The 17,067-nt window shown below is 68.7% G+C and carries 13 protein-coding genes; 5 read left to right on the top strand and 8 right to left on the bottom strand.

From position 1 onward, the window contains the following. Positions 1–23: 23 nt before the first annotated feature. From NM961_RS21125 to NM961_RS21105, 5 genes are all read left to right on the top strand, one after another. On the top strand, positions 24–1,085 hold the full coding sequence (locus NM961_RS21125; RefSeq protein ID WP_255916412.1) for a sensor histidine kinase: 1,062 nt from the start codon (positions 24–26) through the stop codon (positions 1,083–1,085). A 39-nt stretch (positions 1,086–1,124) separates the two neighbouring features. Further along, complete coding sequence (locus tag NM961_RS21120) at positions 1,125–1,856, top strand: LytR/AlgR family response regulator transcription factor (protein WP_255916411.1); 732 nt, start codon at positions 1,125–1,127, stop codon at positions 1,854–1,856. A 130-nt stretch (positions 1,857–1,986) separates the two neighbouring features. Then, positions 1,987–2,922 carry a hydroxymethylbilane synthase gene (gene hemC / locus NM961_RS21115; protein ID WP_255916410.1) on the top strand — a complete coding sequence of 312 codons (936 nt, stop codon included), beginning with the start codon at positions 1,987–1,989 and terminating at the stop codon, positions 2,920–2,922. Positions 2,923–3,062: 140 nt separating this feature from the next. Further along, positions 3,063–4,922, top strand: a complete 1,860-nt coding sequence (locus tag NM961_RS21110; RefSeq protein ID WP_255916409.1) for a LodA/GoxA family CTQ-dependent oxidase — start codon at positions 3,063–3,065, stop codon at positions 4,920–4,922. 6 nt (positions 4,923–4,928) lie between these two features. After that, complete coding sequence (locus tag NM961_RS21105; RefSeq protein ID WP_255916408.1) at positions 4,929–6,170, top strand: NAD(P)/FAD-dependent oxidoreductase; 1,242 nt, start codon at positions 4,929–4,931, stop codon at positions 6,168–6,170. A 61-nt stretch (positions 6,171–6,231) separates the two neighbouring features. Here the strand turns inward: NM961_RS21105 and NM961_RS21100 are convergent, their stop codons facing one another. The 8 genes from NM961_RS21100 to apaG form a co-directional block, all read right to left on the bottom strand. Then, positions 6,232–6,981, bottom strand: coding sequence for a DUF481 domain-containing protein (locus NM961_RS21100; protein WP_255916407.1), 750 nt, complete (start codon positions 6,979–6,981; stop codon positions 6,232–6,234). Between the two features lie 164 nt (positions 6,982–7,145). Beyond that, complete coding sequence (locus NM961_RS21095) at positions 7,146–8,129, bottom strand: dimethyl sulfoxide reductase anchor subunit family protein (protein ID WP_255916406.1); 984 nt, start codon at positions 8,127–8,129, stop codon at positions 7,146–7,148. A 19-nt stretch (positions 8,130–8,148) separates the two neighbouring features. Next, on the bottom strand, positions 8,149–8,475 hold the full coding sequence (locus NM961_RS21090) for a heavy metal-binding domain-containing protein (RefSeq protein ID WP_255916405.1): 327 nt from the start codon (positions 8,473–8,475) through the stop codon (positions 8,149–8,151). Between the two features lie 28 nt (positions 8,476–8,503). Further along, positions 8,504–9,316 carry a 4Fe-4S dicluster domain-containing protein gene (locus NM961_RS21085; RefSeq protein WP_305119296.1) on the bottom strand — a complete coding sequence of 271 codons (813 nt, stop codon included), beginning with the start codon at positions 9,314–9,316 and terminating at the stop codon, positions 8,504–8,506. Continuing rightward, entirely contained in the window at positions 9,313–12,093 is a 2,781-nt protein-coding gene (locus NM961_RS21080; RefSeq protein WP_255916404.1) for a molybdopterin oxidoreductase family protein, read from the bottom strand. The genes NM961_RS21085 and NM961_RS21080 overlap by 4 nt, the downstream gene beginning before the upstream one ends. Before the next feature lie 242 nt (positions 12,094–12,335). Next, the gene (locus tag NM961_RS21075) at positions 12,336–15,488 is read right to left on the bottom strand and encodes a thrombospondin type 3 repeat-containing protein (RefSeq protein WP_255916403.1); all 3,153 of its coding nucleotides are present in this window, start codon (positions 15,486–15,488) and stop codon (positions 12,336–12,338) included. Positions 15,489–15,800: 312 nt separating this feature from the next. Further along, a complete protein-coding gene (locus NM961_RS21070; RefSeq protein ID WP_255916402.1) occupies positions 15,801–16,649 on the bottom strand; it encodes a symmetrical bis(5'-nucleosyl)-tetraphosphatase in 849 nt (282 codons plus the stop codon). Beyond that, complete coding sequence (apaG, locus tag NM961_RS21065; protein WP_255916401.1) at positions 16,649–17,032, bottom strand: Co2+/Mg2+ efflux facilitator ApaG/CorD; 384 nt, start codon at positions 17,030–17,032, stop codon at positions 16,649–16,651. Before apaG ends, NM961_RS21070 begins: the two co-directional genes overlap by 1 nt. Between the last annotated feature and the right edge of the window lie 35 nt (positions 17,033–17,067).

The raw sequence follows: 17,067 nt of genomic DNA, 5'->3' as shown, positions 1-17,067 counted from the left end.
CGCGGCGCCGGGGAGGGCGCAGCTTGGCGATACCCGAACGCGCCCCGGCACCGGCGGCCGAGCCGGCCCACTGGCTGCCGAATTTCTGCAGCTGGCCGGTGCTGTTCGCCCTGATCGTGATTGGCGAACTGGTTGCCCTGATCGTGGTACTGGCCGCCAGCGACGTCAGCGTGCCCAGCTGGCAGAGCCTGGGCGTGGCCAGCCTGTTCGTGCAGTGGCTGGCGGCGCTGTGGGCGGTGTCGCTGTGCAAGCTGCGCCCGCTGCTGCTGCGGCTGCAGCCGTGGATGGGCGAATTCGTCGCCGTCACCCTGGCGCTGGTCGCCACCACCGGCCTGAGCTGGCTGGTGTTCGTACTGGATCAGAACCTGCGCTTCGGCCTGGTCGACGCTTCCGCCGACGTGGTGCGCTTCGTGTTGCGCAACGGGGTGATCTGCGCGCTGGTGGTGGGCGCGGTGCTGCGCTACTTCTATGTGCAGGAGCAGTGGCGGGCCAATGTCCAGGCCGAGGAGCGCGCGCGCTTCGATGCGTTGCAGGCGCGCATACGCCCGCACTTCCTGTTCAACAGCATGAACGTCATCGCCAGCCTGATCCGCGCCCGCCCGGCCCAGGCCGAAGCTGCAGTGGAGGATCTGGCCGACCTGTTCCGCGCCGCGCTCGGCCGTGCCGATGCGCAGACCACACTGGGCGAGGAGCTGGACTTGGCCCGCGGCTACCTGCGCATCGAGGAACTGCGCCTGGGATCGCGCCTGGGGCTGGAGTGGGATGTGGCCGCGCTGCCGCGCGACGTGGAACTGCCGCCGCTGCTGCTGCAGCCGCTGGTAGAGAACGCGGTCTACCACGGCATACAGCCGCTGCCCCAGGGCGGCACGGTCAGCGTGCTCGGCCGGGTCGAGCCCGCGGCGCTGGTGATCGAGGTGCGCAATCCCTGTCCGCCGCCGGCGGCACGCCGCGGCGGCGGCAACGGCATCGCCCTGGCCAATATCCGCAGCCGCCTGGCCCTGCACTACGCCGGCCGCGCCGCGCTGCTGGTGGAGGACCAGGCCGAATCCTTCGTCTGTACCCTGCGCCTGCCGCTGCCCGGCTGATGCGCGGGAAACTGCAAATTGCCTTTTGTGGAGTCTGCCATGCGTGTACTGATTGCCGATGACGAACCGCTGGCGCGCGAGCGCCTGGCCGTGCTGGTCGCCGACGTGGGCAGCGAAGTCATCGCCAGCGTGGAGAACGGCGAGCAGGCCGTGCAGCAGGCCGACCAGCTGCGGCCGGATGTCTGCCTGCTCGACATCCGCATGCCTGGCCTTGACGGCCTGGACGCCGCGCGCCTGATCGGTGCGATGGCCGATCCGCCGGCCGTGGTGTTCTGCACCGCCTACGACGAATACGCGCTCAAGGCCTTCGAGGCGCACGCGGTGGATTACCTGCTCAAGCCGGTGCGGCGCGAGCGCCTGGAACAGGCCCTGGCCCGCGCCGGCCGCCTGGGCGCCGGCAAGGTCGACAAGCTCGCCGGCAGCCTGGGCGCGCAGCGCCAGCGCAGCCACATCTGCGCCCGCGTGCGCGGCAATCTGGTGCTGGTGCCGGTACAGGACATCCTTTACCTGCAGGCCGAGGACAAATACGTCGTCGTCCACCACACCAAGGGCCAGGTGCTGATCGAGGATGCGCTGAAGGGCCTGGAGGACGAATTCGGCGACCTGTTCGTGCGCATCCACCGCAACTGCCTGGTCGCGCGCGAGCGCATGTCCGGCCTGACCCGCAGCGCCGACGGCCGTGCTTTCGTGCGCATCGAAGGCGCGGCTGACGCGCTGGAAGTGAGCCGCCGCAACCTGCCGGCGTTGCGCAAGCTGGTGAGGAGTTTGTGATTCCGGATTAGGGACCAGGGGCGCCGGCAAGGCACCGGCCTCTGCCCACCAATCCCGAATCCCGGCCCTTCTGCCAGACCGCCGCAGCCGTTACGATGCGGCGTCTTTTGCCCGCCGAACGTCCAAACCCATGAAACTGCTGCGAATCGCCACCCGCCAGAGCGCGCTGGCCCTGTGGCAGGCCGAGCATGTCGCCGCGCGCCTGCGCGCCGTGCATGCCGACCTGCAGGTGGAACTGGTGCCCATGACCACGCGCGGCGACCAGATCCTGGACCGGCCGCTGGCCGAGATCGGCGGCAAGGGGCTGTTCCTCAAGGAACTGGAAGTGGCCATGCTGGAAGGCCGCGCCGATATCGCCGTGCATTCGCTCAAGGACGTACCCATGGAGCTGGAGCCCGGCTTTGCCCTGGGCGCCGTGCTGGAGCGCGCCGACGCCGCCGACGCCTTCATCAGCAACCGTTACCGCGGCATCGCCGACCTGCCGCCGGGCGCGCGGGTTGGTACGTCCTCGCTGCGCCGCCAGGCCCAGCTGCGCGCGCTGCGGCCGGATCTGGAACTGCTGGACCTGCGCGGCAACGTGGGCACGCGCCTGGCGCGGCTGGATGCCGGCAACTACGACGCCATCATCCTGGCCTGCGCCGGCCTGGAGCGCCTGGGCCTGGCCGGGCGCATCGCCGGCCGCCTGCAGCCGCCGGACTGGATCCCGGCCGTGGCCCAGGGGGCGATCGCGATTGAATACCGCGCCGGCGACCGCGCCACCCAGCAGCGCCTGGCGCCGCTCAACGACGCCGACAGCGCCCGCTGCACCGGCGCGGAGCGCGCCATGAACCTGCGCCTGCACGGCAGCTGCAGCGTGCCTATCGCCGGCTATTGCCGCGAGATCGAGGGCGGCCTGGAACTCACCGGCCTGGTCGGCGACGTGAGCGGCGGCCGCCTGTTGCGCGCCGAGGCGGTGGGCAGCCTGGACCAGCCCGAGGCGCTGGGCAACGTCGTCGCCGAAATGCTGCTGCAGCAGGGCGCGGGGCAGTTCCTGCGCGGGCCGGGCGGAGGCAGTCCGGCGCCGTAGCACGGCGGCCGGCGTTTGCCGCATATGCATCAATAGACCTAAGTGTACTTTTTGTTGACGCGGTGGCCGTTTCGCGCGAGAGTCGCCCGGCCCCGCGGCCGCCTGCCGCTGCGGGCCTCACACAGGCAGCGGAGGGGCTCATGAGCAGCAATGCAGCGGACGAGCGCATCGTCTACGCCAAGATCCATCCATCCATAGGCATCGCCCGCGTCGGCAATTCGCAAAAGGACGACGGCTACTACATCGGTCCCCAGGTGACCGATCCGGCGCCGCAGCCGCCGGGCTTCTACCGCGACGGCAGCGGGGCGCTCAAGCGCGAAGTCGCCCAGTTCCGCATCTACGGCTACAACGCCGCCGGCCGCGCGGTGCGGGAGCTGCGCATGGACGAAGGCGCCGAGATCGAATGGTCGGTGCAGCTGGCCAACCACAAGGCCGCCTGGTACAACTTTGAACTCGCGCTGGACATCCCCGAAGCCGCCGCCGCCACGCCGTCCACGCGCCGCAACGCCAGCGTCAAGGACCGGCGCAAACTCTCCATCACCCCGTCGCCGCGCAACATCAGCACGCCGTCCACCCAGGGCGCGCAATACCATTTCGACGACGGCAATTTCATGGGCATCAGCGTGGCGCTGGGCGAACTGCGCACCGATGCGCAAGGCCGCCTGCTGGTGTTCGGCGGCCACGGCAAGTCCGCTTCCATCGACGGCAAGCCGCCGGTCACCTTCGCCAACAACGACGGCTGGTACGACGACACCAGCGACGGCCCGGTCACCGCGCGCGTGCGGGTGGACGGGCGCCCGCTGGACGTCGCGCCGGCCTGGGTGGTCGTGGCGCCGCCGAACTACGGTCCGCAGCAGAAATCCGTGCGCACGCTGTACGCGCTGATGACCGACCTGGCGATACAGGCCGGCCAGCTGCCGGCGCCGACGCGCCCCTCGTTCCGCCACGATCTGCTGCCCATCTTCCAGGCCCTGTGCGATCTGCAATGGATGAATGCCGGCTTCGCCGCGGGCTTCGGCTACGGCATGCCGCAACACCTGCTGGCGCCGGATTATCTGCGCAAGCTGGCCCAGCCCGGCGACACCTACAAGGAACTGCGCCGCACCGTCGCCAACGCCTTCCGCAATCCGCTGGACAACGACATTTCGCAGAAACCCTGGCCGTGGGTCTACGGCGATGCGATGGACGTGCCCATGCCGCCGATCCCGCGCGCCATGACCGCACTGACAACGACCCAGCTCGCCCTGCTGGACCGCTGGGCCGAAGGCGATTTCATCGCCGACCTCGAACCGGCCCCGCCTGTACCCCGGTCCATCGACGAAGTGCCGCTGGCGCTGCAGCCGGCCATGCTGGACCGCGCCGCGCTGGAATTCTGCCTGGCCGATGCCTTCCATCCGGGCTGCGAGATGACCTGGCCGGTGCGCCACGCCACTATGTATCTGGAGCCGTACCGCTGGCGTCATCGCGCCGCGGACAATCCCGAGCCGGACTACGGCAGCACGCTGACGCCAGGCGAGGCGACCTCGTACAACGGGCCGCTCTACGCCCAGTTCCCCGGTTCCATCACGCGCTGGATGGCGATTCCCTGGCAGACCGACACGGCCAGCTGCCGCTCCGGCTACCAGCCCAACTACGACCCCTACCTGCCCACGTTCTGGCCGGCGCGCGTGCCCAACCAGGTGCTGGATGTGGAGAACTACAAAAAGGTGATGGATGCCGCGCTGCCGCGCGAGCAACGCCTGGCCGCGTTCAACACGCGCTCGGACTGGGACCGCACGCTGGGCGTCGGCTACGACAACCAGCTGCTCAACATGGTCAATCACTTCGACCGGCAGGGCATCGTCGAAGTCCGCCCCGGCATCGCCGACGATCCGGACTTCCCGCCGCTGATGCAGGTGGAAGACCGCGGCGGCAAGGACATGAGCGAGGCCGAGCGCGAGGCGACCGATGCGCGCATGCGCCAGCTCGCGCGGCTGGGAACGCCGACCACGACGCCCTGACCGCCCGTGGCGGCGACCGCCTGGGACGCGATCATCGTCGGTGCCGGGCCTGCGGGCTCGGCGCTGGCCTGCCGCCTGCGGCCGTGGCGCAGGGTGCTGCTGCTGGAGCGGACGGCGCTGCCCGCGGCGGGTGCGGTTTCCTTCGCGCAACGGCTGGCGGCTGCGGAGGCGGCAGCCTTGCCCGCGGCAGCGGCCGTGCCTGGGGCGCCAGCGGCGGCGCCCGTTGCGCACGCCGTGCCGGGCACGGCGGCCGCGCCGCGCATCGGTGAATCCCTCCCCGGCGCCGCGCGCGTGCTGTTGCAGCGCTGCGGCGCGTTCGAGCGTTTTCTTGCCGCCGGCCATGCGGAACGCGGCGCCACCGTGGCGCAGTGGGATGGCGAGACGCCGGTCTGGTTCGACCAGCTACGCGATCCCAACGGCGCCGGCTGGCACCTGGATCGCGTGCGCTTCGATGCCGACCTGCGCGCCAGCGCGGCCGAAGCCGGCGCCGTACTGGTGGACGACTGCGGACCGCTGCGCGTGCGCCGCGACGGCGGGCGCTGGCTGGTCGCCGACGAAGCCTCCGGGGAAATCCATCAGGCGCCGGTGCTGGCCGACGCCACCGGCCGCACGGCCGCCATCGCGCGCCAGCTCGGCCTGAAGCGCCGGGTCGAGGACGCGCTGATCTGCCTGCATGTACACCTTGCGGCGCTGCCGGGCGACGAGGATCACTGCACCCGCGTCTGCGCCGACAGCAACGGCTGGTGGTACAGCGTGCGTGTGCCCGGCAGCCGGCGCGTGCTGGCCTTTCATCTGGATGCGGCGGATCCCGAACTGCGCCGGCTGAAATCGCTGCCCGCGCTGTTGGCGAAAGCGCGCCGCCATGGATTGCTCGCCGAAGTGCTGCCCGCCGCGGCCGACGCTTCCGTGCACGCGCGTCCCGCCGGCAGCGCCGTGCTCGACGATGCCGGGCTGGCGGCGGCAGCAGGGTTCTTCGCCATCGGCGATGCGGGACTGTCCTTCGATCCCATCGCCTCGCAGGGCCTGTTCCATGCGCTGGCCTCGGCCGAGAGCGCGGCGAATGCGATCGAACACGGCGCGGAAGGCGCCATTGCCGCGCGCGCTGCCTTCCTGGCCGAAATGGATGCCGTACACGCGCACTACCGCCGCCGCTTCCACGACACCTATGCCGCGCCGCTGCGCTTTGGCCAGTCGCCGTTCTGGGCCCGGCGCCGCCGGCCGCCGGCCGCGGCAGATCACGCCGGCTGAGCGCGCAAAAAACAACGGGCCCCAGCGGGGCCCGTTGAAGAAACGGCGGAAACTTAAACGATCAGAAGTTGTAGACCAGGTTGGTCGTCATCAGCTGGTCGGTCTTCTTGATGCCCGGGGCCACGTCGGTGTTGTGACGCACCTGGTAGCCGAGCTTCAGCGCCAGCGTCTTGTTCATGTTGACGACCAGGCCGGCGTCGTTCTGATAGAAGGTGTTGTCGGAACCGGCTTCCACCAGGAAGGTGTTCTCGAACGCGGTGTTTTCGTTGAAGCGGTGCTTGAAGCCGATCAGGCCGCGGCCGACGACGTCGGATTCGGCCTCGCCGGTGAGGATGGGTTCGAAGCGCTTGTAGCCGGGGCCGACTTCGAACGACAGCTCGGTGCGTTCGTTCTTGATCGCGGTATAGCCGTAGCCCAGCGACAGTACGGCCTGGTATTCGAACGGCGAGAAGTCATCGTTCTCGTAGCGCAGCGCGCCGACCAGGTAACTGCGTTCGTCGAACTTGTAGCCGACCGAGGCGCCGGCCTCATAGCGGTTGGCGGTGTAGTCGTAGCGGGTCACCGCGGTGGGCACGCCGTCGATGGTCTCGATCGAGGTGCTGTTGCCCTTGGAACGCAGGGCGCTGAGGTAGAAATTGTCCTTCCAGGTATCGTCTTCCATGCTGAAATTCAGCTTGGCGTTGAGGTTTTCGGACTTGGCATTGCCGCGCGAAGCGGCGAAGCCGAGTTCACCCGAACCCTTCCAGCCGTCTTCGGCGAAAGCGGACAACGGCAGTGCGAAAAGAACGCTGGCGATCAGGAGTTTCTTCATGGGGTTCACCCTTCTTCGATGAAATCGGGAGCGCATGTCCGTGTCGTGGGGCACGGACACAAGGAGCGCCGGATACTACGGCGAAGGATTGAATCTGATCTGAACCGGGACCAGGCCGGAACCGACGCGGTTGCAGTTTATCCCGCATTTGCGCGGAAAACTGCTTATACGCGGCGTGCGCCGTAATAAAGGTTTACAACATGGCGTGCTTCGGCGAAGAACAGCCAGCGCTCGACGAAGATGCCCAGGCTGCCGCTGAGCAGGGCCAGCGCGGCGAAGGAGGGCGAATAATCCGGCAGACGGATCGCGGCGAGTACGCCCAGCAGCGGCAGTCCCAGGCCGCAGACCAGGGCGAAGGCGCGCAGCCGCGCCGCGTGCTTGCGTGCCAGCACAAATCCCATTTCGCGATTGATGTAATTGTATTCGGTGTGGGGTTTTTCAAAGGCGCTGACCGTGCCGTAGCGGCCCAGCCCCGTCGCGCTGCCTATGTCGGCGACGGCGGCGGGACCGTCAATGCGGCGCCAGTAGGCCAGTTTCAGCGCGGTCACCAGCAGCGCCGCGCCGACCAGGCCCATGAGCGGGCCGGGCGCCAGGCCCAGGCGGTCCCACGGCAGCGGCGCGCCGACCTGGTGCAGCGCGGCCAGCAGCCATAGCCACAGGCCGCCGGAATAGGCGGCGAACAGCAGGTAGCCCGGCGCGACCCAGGCGTTGTGCCAGGCGGGAATGGTGCGCAGGCTGGAATAGATGCGCGCGGTGCAGAACACGGTGAGCAGGGCCGCGGCTAGCAGTGCGGCGCCGGCCAGGCGCGCTGCGGCCGGCCAGGGCAGCTGCGCATCCTGGCGCAGCGCCAGCAACGCGATCGCGGCCATGGGCAGGTAGCTGGTGACGGCGCAGACGCCTTCGCGCGACAGCCAGGAACTGCGCCATTGGCTGAAGGCGCGCCAGGCGCGCAGCGGCTGGCCCAGATGGGCCATGGAAGCGAGCAGGCCGGTGCTGGTCAGCAGCGCGCCCAGGCCCAGCGGCCAGAGTAGCGACGCGGTTTCGCGCGGCCACAGGTCCAGGGCCAGGCCGGCGCCGAGCAGGGCGAGCAGGCCGTAGCCCGCGCCGGAGAGCGTAGTGAAGAAGATGACCGACAGCGCCGGATGCATGGTGCGCGCGTGCTCCGGCCTAGCCGGTGACTACGGCGGTGCCGGTGACGGTGACCATCAGCATGTCGCCGCCTTCCTTGATCTGCACGGTCTCGTAGTCGAAGTCGATGCCGACGACGGCGTTGGCGCCGAGGTCCTTGGCCGCTTCGACCATGTCCTCGATCGCGGCTTCCTTGGCCTTGCGCAGCACCTTCTCGTAGCTGCCGGAGCGGCCGCCGAGGATGTCGCGGATGCCGGCGAAGAAATCGCGGAACACATTGGCGCCGAGTATGGCTTCGCCGCTGACCAGGCCGAGGTATTGCCGTACCGGATGGCCTTCGAGCTGGTGCGTGGTGCTGAGCAGCATGGGTATACCTGTTGGCAGAAGTGAAAGATCAGCGCGACAGCAGCTTGTCCACCCAGCGCAGCAGCGGCGGCAGCTGGTCGCGGTCGAGGGTTTCGGTGTGGTCGGCGGCGGCGGCCTTGTCGCCGCAGCCGTTGCGGCGCGGCCGCGGCGGCAGGTAGCGGTTGACCGGCGCATAGCCCAGTTCCGGCATCAGCGCATAGCCTTCGCGTTCGGCCACCAGTTTCGACACGGCGGAGTCCGCATCGCCCAGGTCGCCGAAATGCCGCGCGCGGGTCGGGCAGGCCATGACGCAGGCGGGCTGGCGCTCGGCCGGGGCGAAGCTTTCGTTGTAGATGCGGTCAACGCACAAGGTGCATTTCTGCATTACGCCGCGTTTTTCGCTGTATTCGCGCGCGCCGTAGGGGCAGGCCCAGGAGCACAGCTTGCAGCCTATGCATTTTTCCTCGTCCACCAGCACGATGCCGTCCTCGGCGCGCTTGTAGCTGGCGCCGGTCGGGCAGACGGTGACGCAGTCGGGCTTCTCGCAGTGCAGGCAGGAGCGCGGGAAATGTACCGTCATGGCCGGCGCGTTCTCGACGAAGCCGGTCTTGTACAGTTGCTGCAGCGGTCCGTTGCCCTGGCTGTCGGGCGTGACTTCCGGCTGCACCTCGTAGCTGTGGATGCGGTTGAACCAAACGCCCAGCGGCTCGGCGCCGTAGGCGTCCTCGTCGGGCAGCGGACCGAACTGGCCGCCGTCGTTCCATTCCTTGCAGGCCACCGCGCAGGCATGGCAGCCCACGCAGGTGTCCAGATCGATGACCAGGCCCAGCTTTCTGCGGGCCGGCGCGGGCAGCATCGTCATGCGCGGGCGACCTCGACGCGGTGCGGCTGGGTTTCCGGTTCGTCGGCGGCTTTCTCTATGCGCACGCGCAGATCGAACCAGGCCGCCTGGCCGGTGACGGGATCGGCATTGGCGTAGCGGTAGCCGCCGGCGCGCGGCGGCAGCAGCTCGGTGATGACATGGTTGAGCAGGAAGCCCTGCTGCGATTCGGGTGCATCCGGCGCCAGCTTCCAGGCGCCGCGCTTCTTGCCGATGGCATTCCAGCTCCATACCGTGCCCGGCTCGGTGCCGTTGTGGCAGCGCACCGGCACGCGGATGCGGCCGTGCGGCGATTCCACCCAGACCCAGTCGTCGTCGCGCAGGTCCAGCGCCTGTGCTGTCTGCGGGTGGATGTAGAGGAAATTGCGCGCGGTGATCTGGCGCAGCCAGGCGTTCTGCGATCCCCAGGCGTGGTACATGAACATGGGGCGCTGGGTGATCGCGGCGATGGGATAGCGCGCCAGGTCGACATGGCTCCATTCAAACGGCGCGTACCAGAACGGCAGCGGATCGAAATAGCGCGCCACGCGCTCGCGCTCGCGCGCCGGCGGCTGCACTGCGCCATGGCCCTGAGCGGCCAGGCGGAAGCGCTGCAAACGTTCCGAATACAGCTCCATCACCTGCGCATGGGTGGAGCCGACGAAGCCCAGGCCGCGCGCCCAGTCCAGGTAATCGCGGTTGGCCATCTTGTAGTAGCGGCCGGCGGCGGGCACTTCCGCATGCCAGAACGCGCCGTGTTCCTTGTAGCGCTCCAGCTGCTGCGGATTCGGTTCGCCGGTGCCTTCGCGGCTGCCGTCGCGGCCGCGCCAGCCGGCCAGCAGGCCCACGCTGGGCGCGCGTTCGTGTTCCACCATGTACTGCGGGAAGCCGCCGGGATAACGCGGCGAGCCGTCCTCGCGCAGGCAGCCGGGCAGGCCCAGGCGCGTGCCCAGGTCCAGCAGCACGTCCTGGAATGGGCGCACGTCGCGGTCGGGCTGCACCACCGGATGGCGTATCGCATCGCTGGCGCCGTCGGCATCGGAGATGGGCCGGTCCAGCAGCGAAATGCAGTCGTGGCGCTCCAGGTACGTGGTATCGGGCAGCACCAGGTCGGCGAATTCCACCATCTCCGAAGCGTAGGCGTCGACGTAGATGATGCGCGGGATCTTGTATTCGCCGCCGTCATCTTTCTCCACCAGCATGCGCCGCGTGCCGGTGGTGTTCATGGCCGAATTCCAGCTCATGTTGGCCATGAACAGGAACAAGGTGTCTATGCGGCAGGGATCGCCGGCGACGGCGTTGGCGATCACGCTCTGCAGCATGCCGTGCACGGCCAGGGGATGCTGCCAGGAGAACGCCTTGTCCAGGCGTCGCGGATTGCCCTCGGCATCGACCAGCAGGTCTTCTGGCGCGTGCACGTAGCCCAGCGGGCCCGCGTCCAGCGTGCCGTCGGGCTTGCGCGACTTGCCCGGCCGGTTCGCCGGCGGCACGCCCTTGGGATAGGGCGGCTGGTAGCGGAAGCCGCCCGGAGTGTCGATCGCGCCCAGCAGCATCTGCAGCGTATGCAGCAGACGGCAGGTGTGGAAACCGTTGCTGTGCGCGGATATGCCGCGCATCGCATGCAGCGACACCGGCCGGCCGATCATTTCGCTGTGCTGGCGGCCCCAGACATCGGTCCAGGCCACGGGCAGGCGGATTTCCTGGCGGAAGGCCGCATCGGCGATCTCCGCGGCGATGCGGCGAATGGCGGCCGCGTCGATGCCGCACTGCGGCGCGACGGCGTCGGCGGAATATTCCGCGGCGAGGAAGCGTTCGGCCAGCAGCTGGAAGGCCGGCACCGCGCGGCGGCCATCGTCCAGGGTGTATTCGCCGACCACGACGGGTGCGATGCCAACGGCATCGGCGCGTGCCGCACCCGCGTCGCGCGTCCAGCACAGCGGCGTGCCGGCGGCATCGCGCGCGATCAGGCCGTCGTCGGCGCCGCCGGGGTCGCGCACGACCAGATGGTGCGCGTTGGTATAGCGCACCAGATAGTCGAAATCGACCCAGTCGTGGTTGAGCAGTTCCTGGATCAGCGCGCCGACGAACAGGCCGTCGGTGCCCGGGCGTATACCCAGCCATTCGTCGGCAATGGCGGCATAGCCGGTGCGCACGGGATTGATCGCGAGCAGCTTGGCGCCGCGCTGCTTGAGCTTGCCCAGGCCCAGCTTGATCGGGTTGGAGTCATGATCCTCGGCCACGCCGAACATCATGAGATAGCGCGTGTGCTCCCAGTCCGGCTCGCCGAATTCCCAGAACGAGCCGCCGAAGGTGTACATGCCGGCGGCGGCCATGTTGACCGAGCAGAAGCCGCCGTGGGCGGCGTAATTGATGGTGCCGAACTGCTGCGCCCACCAGCCGGTCAGCGCCTGGGACTGGTCGCGGCCGGTGAAGAACGCCAGTTCGTCCGGATTGCGCCGGCGTATGTCGCCCAGCCATTGCGTGGCCAGGGCCAGGGCCTCGTCCCATTCGATTTCACGGAACTCGCCCTTGCCGCGCTCGCCCACGCGCAGCAGCGGCTTGCGCAGCCGCGCCGGCGAGTAGTGCTGCATGATGCCGGCCGAGCCTTTGGCGCAGATCACGCCGCGGTTCACCGGATGATCCGGATTGCCCTGGATATAGCGGACCTTGCCGTCCTTGAGATGGACTTTGATGCCGCACCGGCAGGCGCACATGTAGCAGGTGGTCGTTTTCACCTCGTCGCCGACCGGCTCGTGCAGCTTCAGATTGGCATGGGTCATTCGCGGCGGTGCTCGGGACGGAACGTGCGGGCTGGCGCGCCGCCGGGCGGGCGCTTGGCCCGCGCATGGTACCGGAGCTGATGCCAGATTTGGCATAAGCGGCCGGCCGAGGCCGGTTGGGTGCTGCTGTCCGGATGGTTGCGCGGGTGTCCCGGTTTGTGGCCGCGCGTCCAGCGTCGCGCCGGCGCGGGGCCGGCCATTGCCGTGTGCTGCGCCGGATCCGGCGCACCACACGGCAGGATTTACTCGAAGCCGCCCTGGAAGATGCAGGTCGGCGACTGGTTCAGCACCACGTTGTCGATCCAGGCCGCATCCAGGCCGGCGCTGCCCGAAGCGTTCTTGCTGTAGAGCCAGCGCAGCTCGTGCACGCCGGAAGTCACGGCGAAGCTGTGCGTGGCCCAGGGCTGTTCGCCGTCCAGGGTCAGCTTGACCACGCCGTCGATCAGGAACTGGAACTGGTCCCCGGGAGCGCTGCTGACGCGGGCGTCGAAGGAAAGTTCGTCGGTGATGCAGGTACGCGCCTTCACGCCGCTGGTCTCGTTGTGGCCGAGCTGGCGGCTGGTCAGCGCGTAGCCTTTGAGCGGGCCATCCGCGGTGCTGTCGCTGGCGGCGGTCCAGGTGTGGTCCCAGTCGTAGATGGCGTCGAAGCCGTGCGGCAGGGGCTTGCGGAAGGTGGTCGTATCGCCGACATGGAAGCCGGTGAAAGTGGCCTTGGGCTCGTCCGGATTGCCTGGCAGTGGATCGCTGGCGTTGGCCAGGCCGTCGTTGTCGCGATCCGGGTCGGCATTGTCGCCGATGCCGTCGTTGTCGCTGTCGACGCTTTCACTGGCATCCAGCGGAAAGCGATCGTCGTACACGTAGTTGATCCCGTCGTAGAGCACACCGTCGTTGTCGGCGTCCGTGTCGGCGTTGTCGCCGGTGCCGTCGTTGTCGAAGTCGTATTTGTCCAGGGCGATGCTGGGAAAGCGGTCGCCGTTGTCGCCCTTGCCATCGTTGTCGCTGTCCAGGTGTTCCGCCGGGTCGAACGGGAAGCGGTCGTTCGCGTCGGCGAAGGTGTCGTTGTCGTCGTCGGTGTCGGCGTTGTCACCGATTGCGTCGCCGTCGTGGTTCTCCCACTCGGCCGCATTGGCCGGGGCGAAATCGCTGGCGTCGGGCACGCCGTCGCCGTCGCTGTCGGTCAGGCCGCTGAAGCTGATGCGCGCCAGGGCCACGTCATAGTCGCCGGCCGCGGCTGGCTGCAAGGCATCGCCGGTGACCGGGAAGCCGGCCTGGGCGTTCGTGGCCAGCCATACACCGCCGCCCGGGGCGGGCGTTATCGCACCGGAGGCGTTGGCTGCGGTGTCCGCATTGGGGCCGCCAATATAAGTGGAAAAGTTCAGGCGGCCCTGCGGCGAAAAGCGCGCCAGCAGCACATCCGACGTGCCGCCGAAACTGGCCTGCAGCGGCTGGCGCAGCGGCAGGTCGCTGGAAAGGGTGCCGCCCAGCAGGTGGATATAGCCGGCGCTGTCCACCGCGAGCGCCGCCAGATTGGGTTCGCTGGCATGGCCGCCGAAATAGGTGGAGAAGACGACGCTGGAGGTGTTCGGATCTATGCTGGCGAGGTAGTAGTCGAAGTCGGCGCAGGCATAGTTGTAGTCGGCGCAACTGCCGTAGCCGTCGTTGAGATAGCTGTCTGGCGGCATGGCCAGGTTGGGCTGGAATGCGTTCACGGCCTGCAGCCGCGACGACCAAGTGGTGCCGGCGATGACGACGCGCCCACCGGGCGCCAACACCATGTCGGACGCATATGAACTGCCGTCGTTGTTGCCGAAGCGGCTGCTGAATTCGATGGCCCGGGTAGTGCCGTCGATGCGTACCAGCGCCAGCGAATAGCCGCCGCCGGTCGGCGCGCCGGGCAATGGATTGACCGCCGGGAAGTTGCTGGAAGCGGTGCGGCCGAACAGGTAGATGTCATTGCTGGCATCCACGGCGACGGCGCGGACGTTGTCGCTGCTGGTGCCGCCCAGGCAGCCGGCGAAGTCCACCGCGCCCGCGGCACCCAGGCGCACCACGCCCATGTTCTGACCGCTGGGACAGGTCTGGCCGGGTATCTGATTGACGGTCGGGAACGTGCTGTTGATGGTAGAGGCACCGACCACCAGCCGGTCGCTGCCGTCCACGGCGACACTGCGCTCGAAGTTGTAGGGATAGTAGCTGGCGTAGACGAAGCCGTTGCCGGCGGCATTGAGGCGCGCGGCCCAGCCCGGCCCCGTGGTCGCCTGGGGATTGACCAGCGGCAGTGTCGGCGTGGGGTTGTACAGGGAGAACGCGAGGAACAGTTCGCCGCTGGGGGATACGGCGGCTTCCTTGCCGGCGAGAATCAGCTGCTCCGCGCCGTTGATGTAAGTCGCGTAGATAATCGAGCGGCCGTCGGGCGCGAACTTGGTCACCAGCAGGGTCTGGCTGCGCGTGTACTCCGTGCGCGCGACCTGCGACCAGCCCGGCGGACCGTCGGCACAGCCGAAGCAGCCATTCCATGAGACGTAGGCGTAGCGTTCGCTGCGATAGTCCGGTGTGTGGCCGTTAGCGCTGCCCAGGCCTGACGAATAGGTGGACGCGAGCAGGTACAGGTTGCCGGCGGGATCGGTCCGCAGCGCATAAGCGGTATCGGTGAACGCGCCGCCGAAGTAGCTCGCATAAGTGATCACCGGATCGATCGCCAGTTCACGACGGCGGTCATATTCGCCTAGTGCCAGCCGCACCTGTTTTTCACCGTCGAGTACGTAGCGCGCCTCGCGCCGCTCGCGGCTGCCGTCGCGGCCCAACTGATAGGCAACCGGCGCATGCTGGATCACCTCCTGGCCGGCCAGGCTCAGGCGCAGGTCGCCGTTGTCGTCCAGGCGCACTGAATCGGCGCCTTCGATGGCCAGGCGGATATGGCCGGGATCAGCCTTCGGAGCGACGCGGAAATCGAATTCCAGGCGGCCTTCGCTGCCGTAGTAGACCAGGTCTATGCCGGGATAGACGCGGGAATAACTGACCTCGGCGTAGTTGGTCACATCGCGATGCCAGGCGGATTTCCCGCCGGACAGGTAATTCGTGCGGCTGGCGTAAGGCCGCGCGGCTTTGGCCCTGGCCGTGGCGCGGGCTCCCTCGGCGCGGATCACCAGCGGCCGCGTCGCGCGGGCCGGCCCGGGCGCGGCCAGCAGCAGGGTGGCCGCGGCACCGTCCAGGGCCACTTCGTAGTGCGGGCCGCGTGCGAGGAAATCGACGCTGCCGGCGAACTGGCCCTGATTGGCTTCAAAGCGCAGGTCGGCGCCGGTGGCATAGGCGGGCGGTGCGGGCGCGCCCTGGGCGCTGGTGCAGGCGGCCAGACAGGCAGCCAGGAACAGGCGGATCAGGCAAGAGTCGGACATCGCGAATCCCCTGGAAGGTTTGAGCGGACGTTTGGCGGGTCGTTCCTGCTAGTGCCACGAGTATCCTCAGTCTCTCACGGCCAGTGGCGGCATGAGGAAAAAGCATGAGCACGGCAGCGCGCTCCTGCGCGTCCTGGCGGGTGCTTTACGCGGCGTTGTTCCGGCCGGGGATGCTGTGGCGCGATGTACCCGGTCTGCCTGCGCCGCGGCAACGGCCGGCGGTGCGGTCCGCGGCAACAGGCCGGCGCCGGCGGCCGGCCGGATCAGTCGCGTCCGGAGCTGCTGCCGCGCGATCCGCGGCAGCGCACGGTTTCAGTCTGCCTCGCGCCCCGGCGGCGGTGTGCGGTCGGACTTGATGCTGACGAAGTAGGGGTCCTCCGCATCCAGCCGCAGCGCAGTCAGCGCGCCGCCCCAGACGCAGCCGGTGTCGATGGCGTAGATGCCAAGCCCGCTGAACCGGCCCAGGGTGGACCAGTGGCCGCAGACCACGCGCGTGTCGCGCTTGAGCACGCCGGGCACTTCGTACCAGGGGTACAGGCCGGCCTGCTGCGTGCCCGGCGCGCCTTTCTCGCCGAAGGCGATGCGGCCGCGCACGTCGCAGTAGCGCAGGCGGGTCAGCACGTTGATGCTGGCGCGCATGCGCTCCACGCCCTTGAGCCGGCCCGACCACACCGCCGGCTTGTTGCCGAACATGGAGCGCAGCAGGCGCGCATGGTGCGGGCCGCGCAGCTCGCGCTCCACCTCGCGCGCGGCGCGCTGGGCCTGGGCCAGGGTCCAGCGCGGCGCCAGGCCGGCGTGGACCATGGTGAAGCGCAGGTTCTCGTCGTGGTGCAGCAGGCTGCGGTGGCGCAGCCAGTGCAGCAATTCCTCGCGGTCCGGCGCGAACAGCACCGCGGCCAGCTCCGGATTGACCTTGGCCTGCTCGGCCTCGTTGCGCTGGGCGATGGCGAGCAGGCTGAGATCGTGGTTGCCCAGCGTGACCACGGTCTGCGCGCCCAGCGTGCGCAGCAGGCGCAGTACTTCCAGCGACTGGCCGCCGCGGTTGACCAGGTCTCCACAAAACCACAAGGTGTCGCTGGCGGAGTCGTACTTGATCTTGTCGAGCAGGCGTTGGAGTTCGTCTAGGCAGCCCTGCAGGTCGCCGATGGCCCAGGTCGCCATCAATGCAGCGTCCGCGGGATGGACAGGGTGAACTGCGGGATGCTGGCCTCGAAGATGGTGCCGTCCTCGGCCACCAGGCGGTAGCTGCCGCGCATGATGCCGACGCTGGTTTCCAGCACCGCGCCGGAGGTGTACTGGAATTCCTCGCCCGGGCGCATGTGCGGCTGCTCGCCGACGACGCCGTCGCCGGTCACTTCCTGCACCTTGCCGTTGCCGTCGGTGATGATCCAGTGGCGCGACAGCAGCTGCGCGGCGACTTCGCCGGTGTTCTGGATGGTGATGGTGTAGGCGAAGACGTAGCGGTTGTCCGACGGGCGCGATTGCTCGTCGACGAACCGGGTGGCGACCGAGATCGCGATGTCGTAAGGGTTCTGGTCGCTCATGGCGCGATTTTCGGCCAGCGGGCTTGCTGCGCGCA

The organism is Tahibacter harae, assembly GCF_024437735.1.
GTDB lineage: Bacteria > Pseudomonadota > Gammaproteobacteria > Xanthomonadales > Rhodanobacteraceae > Tahibacter > Tahibacter harae.
Note: the sequence above shows the minus strand (reverse complement) of the source record. Positions and strands in the feature narration are given on the sequence as shown.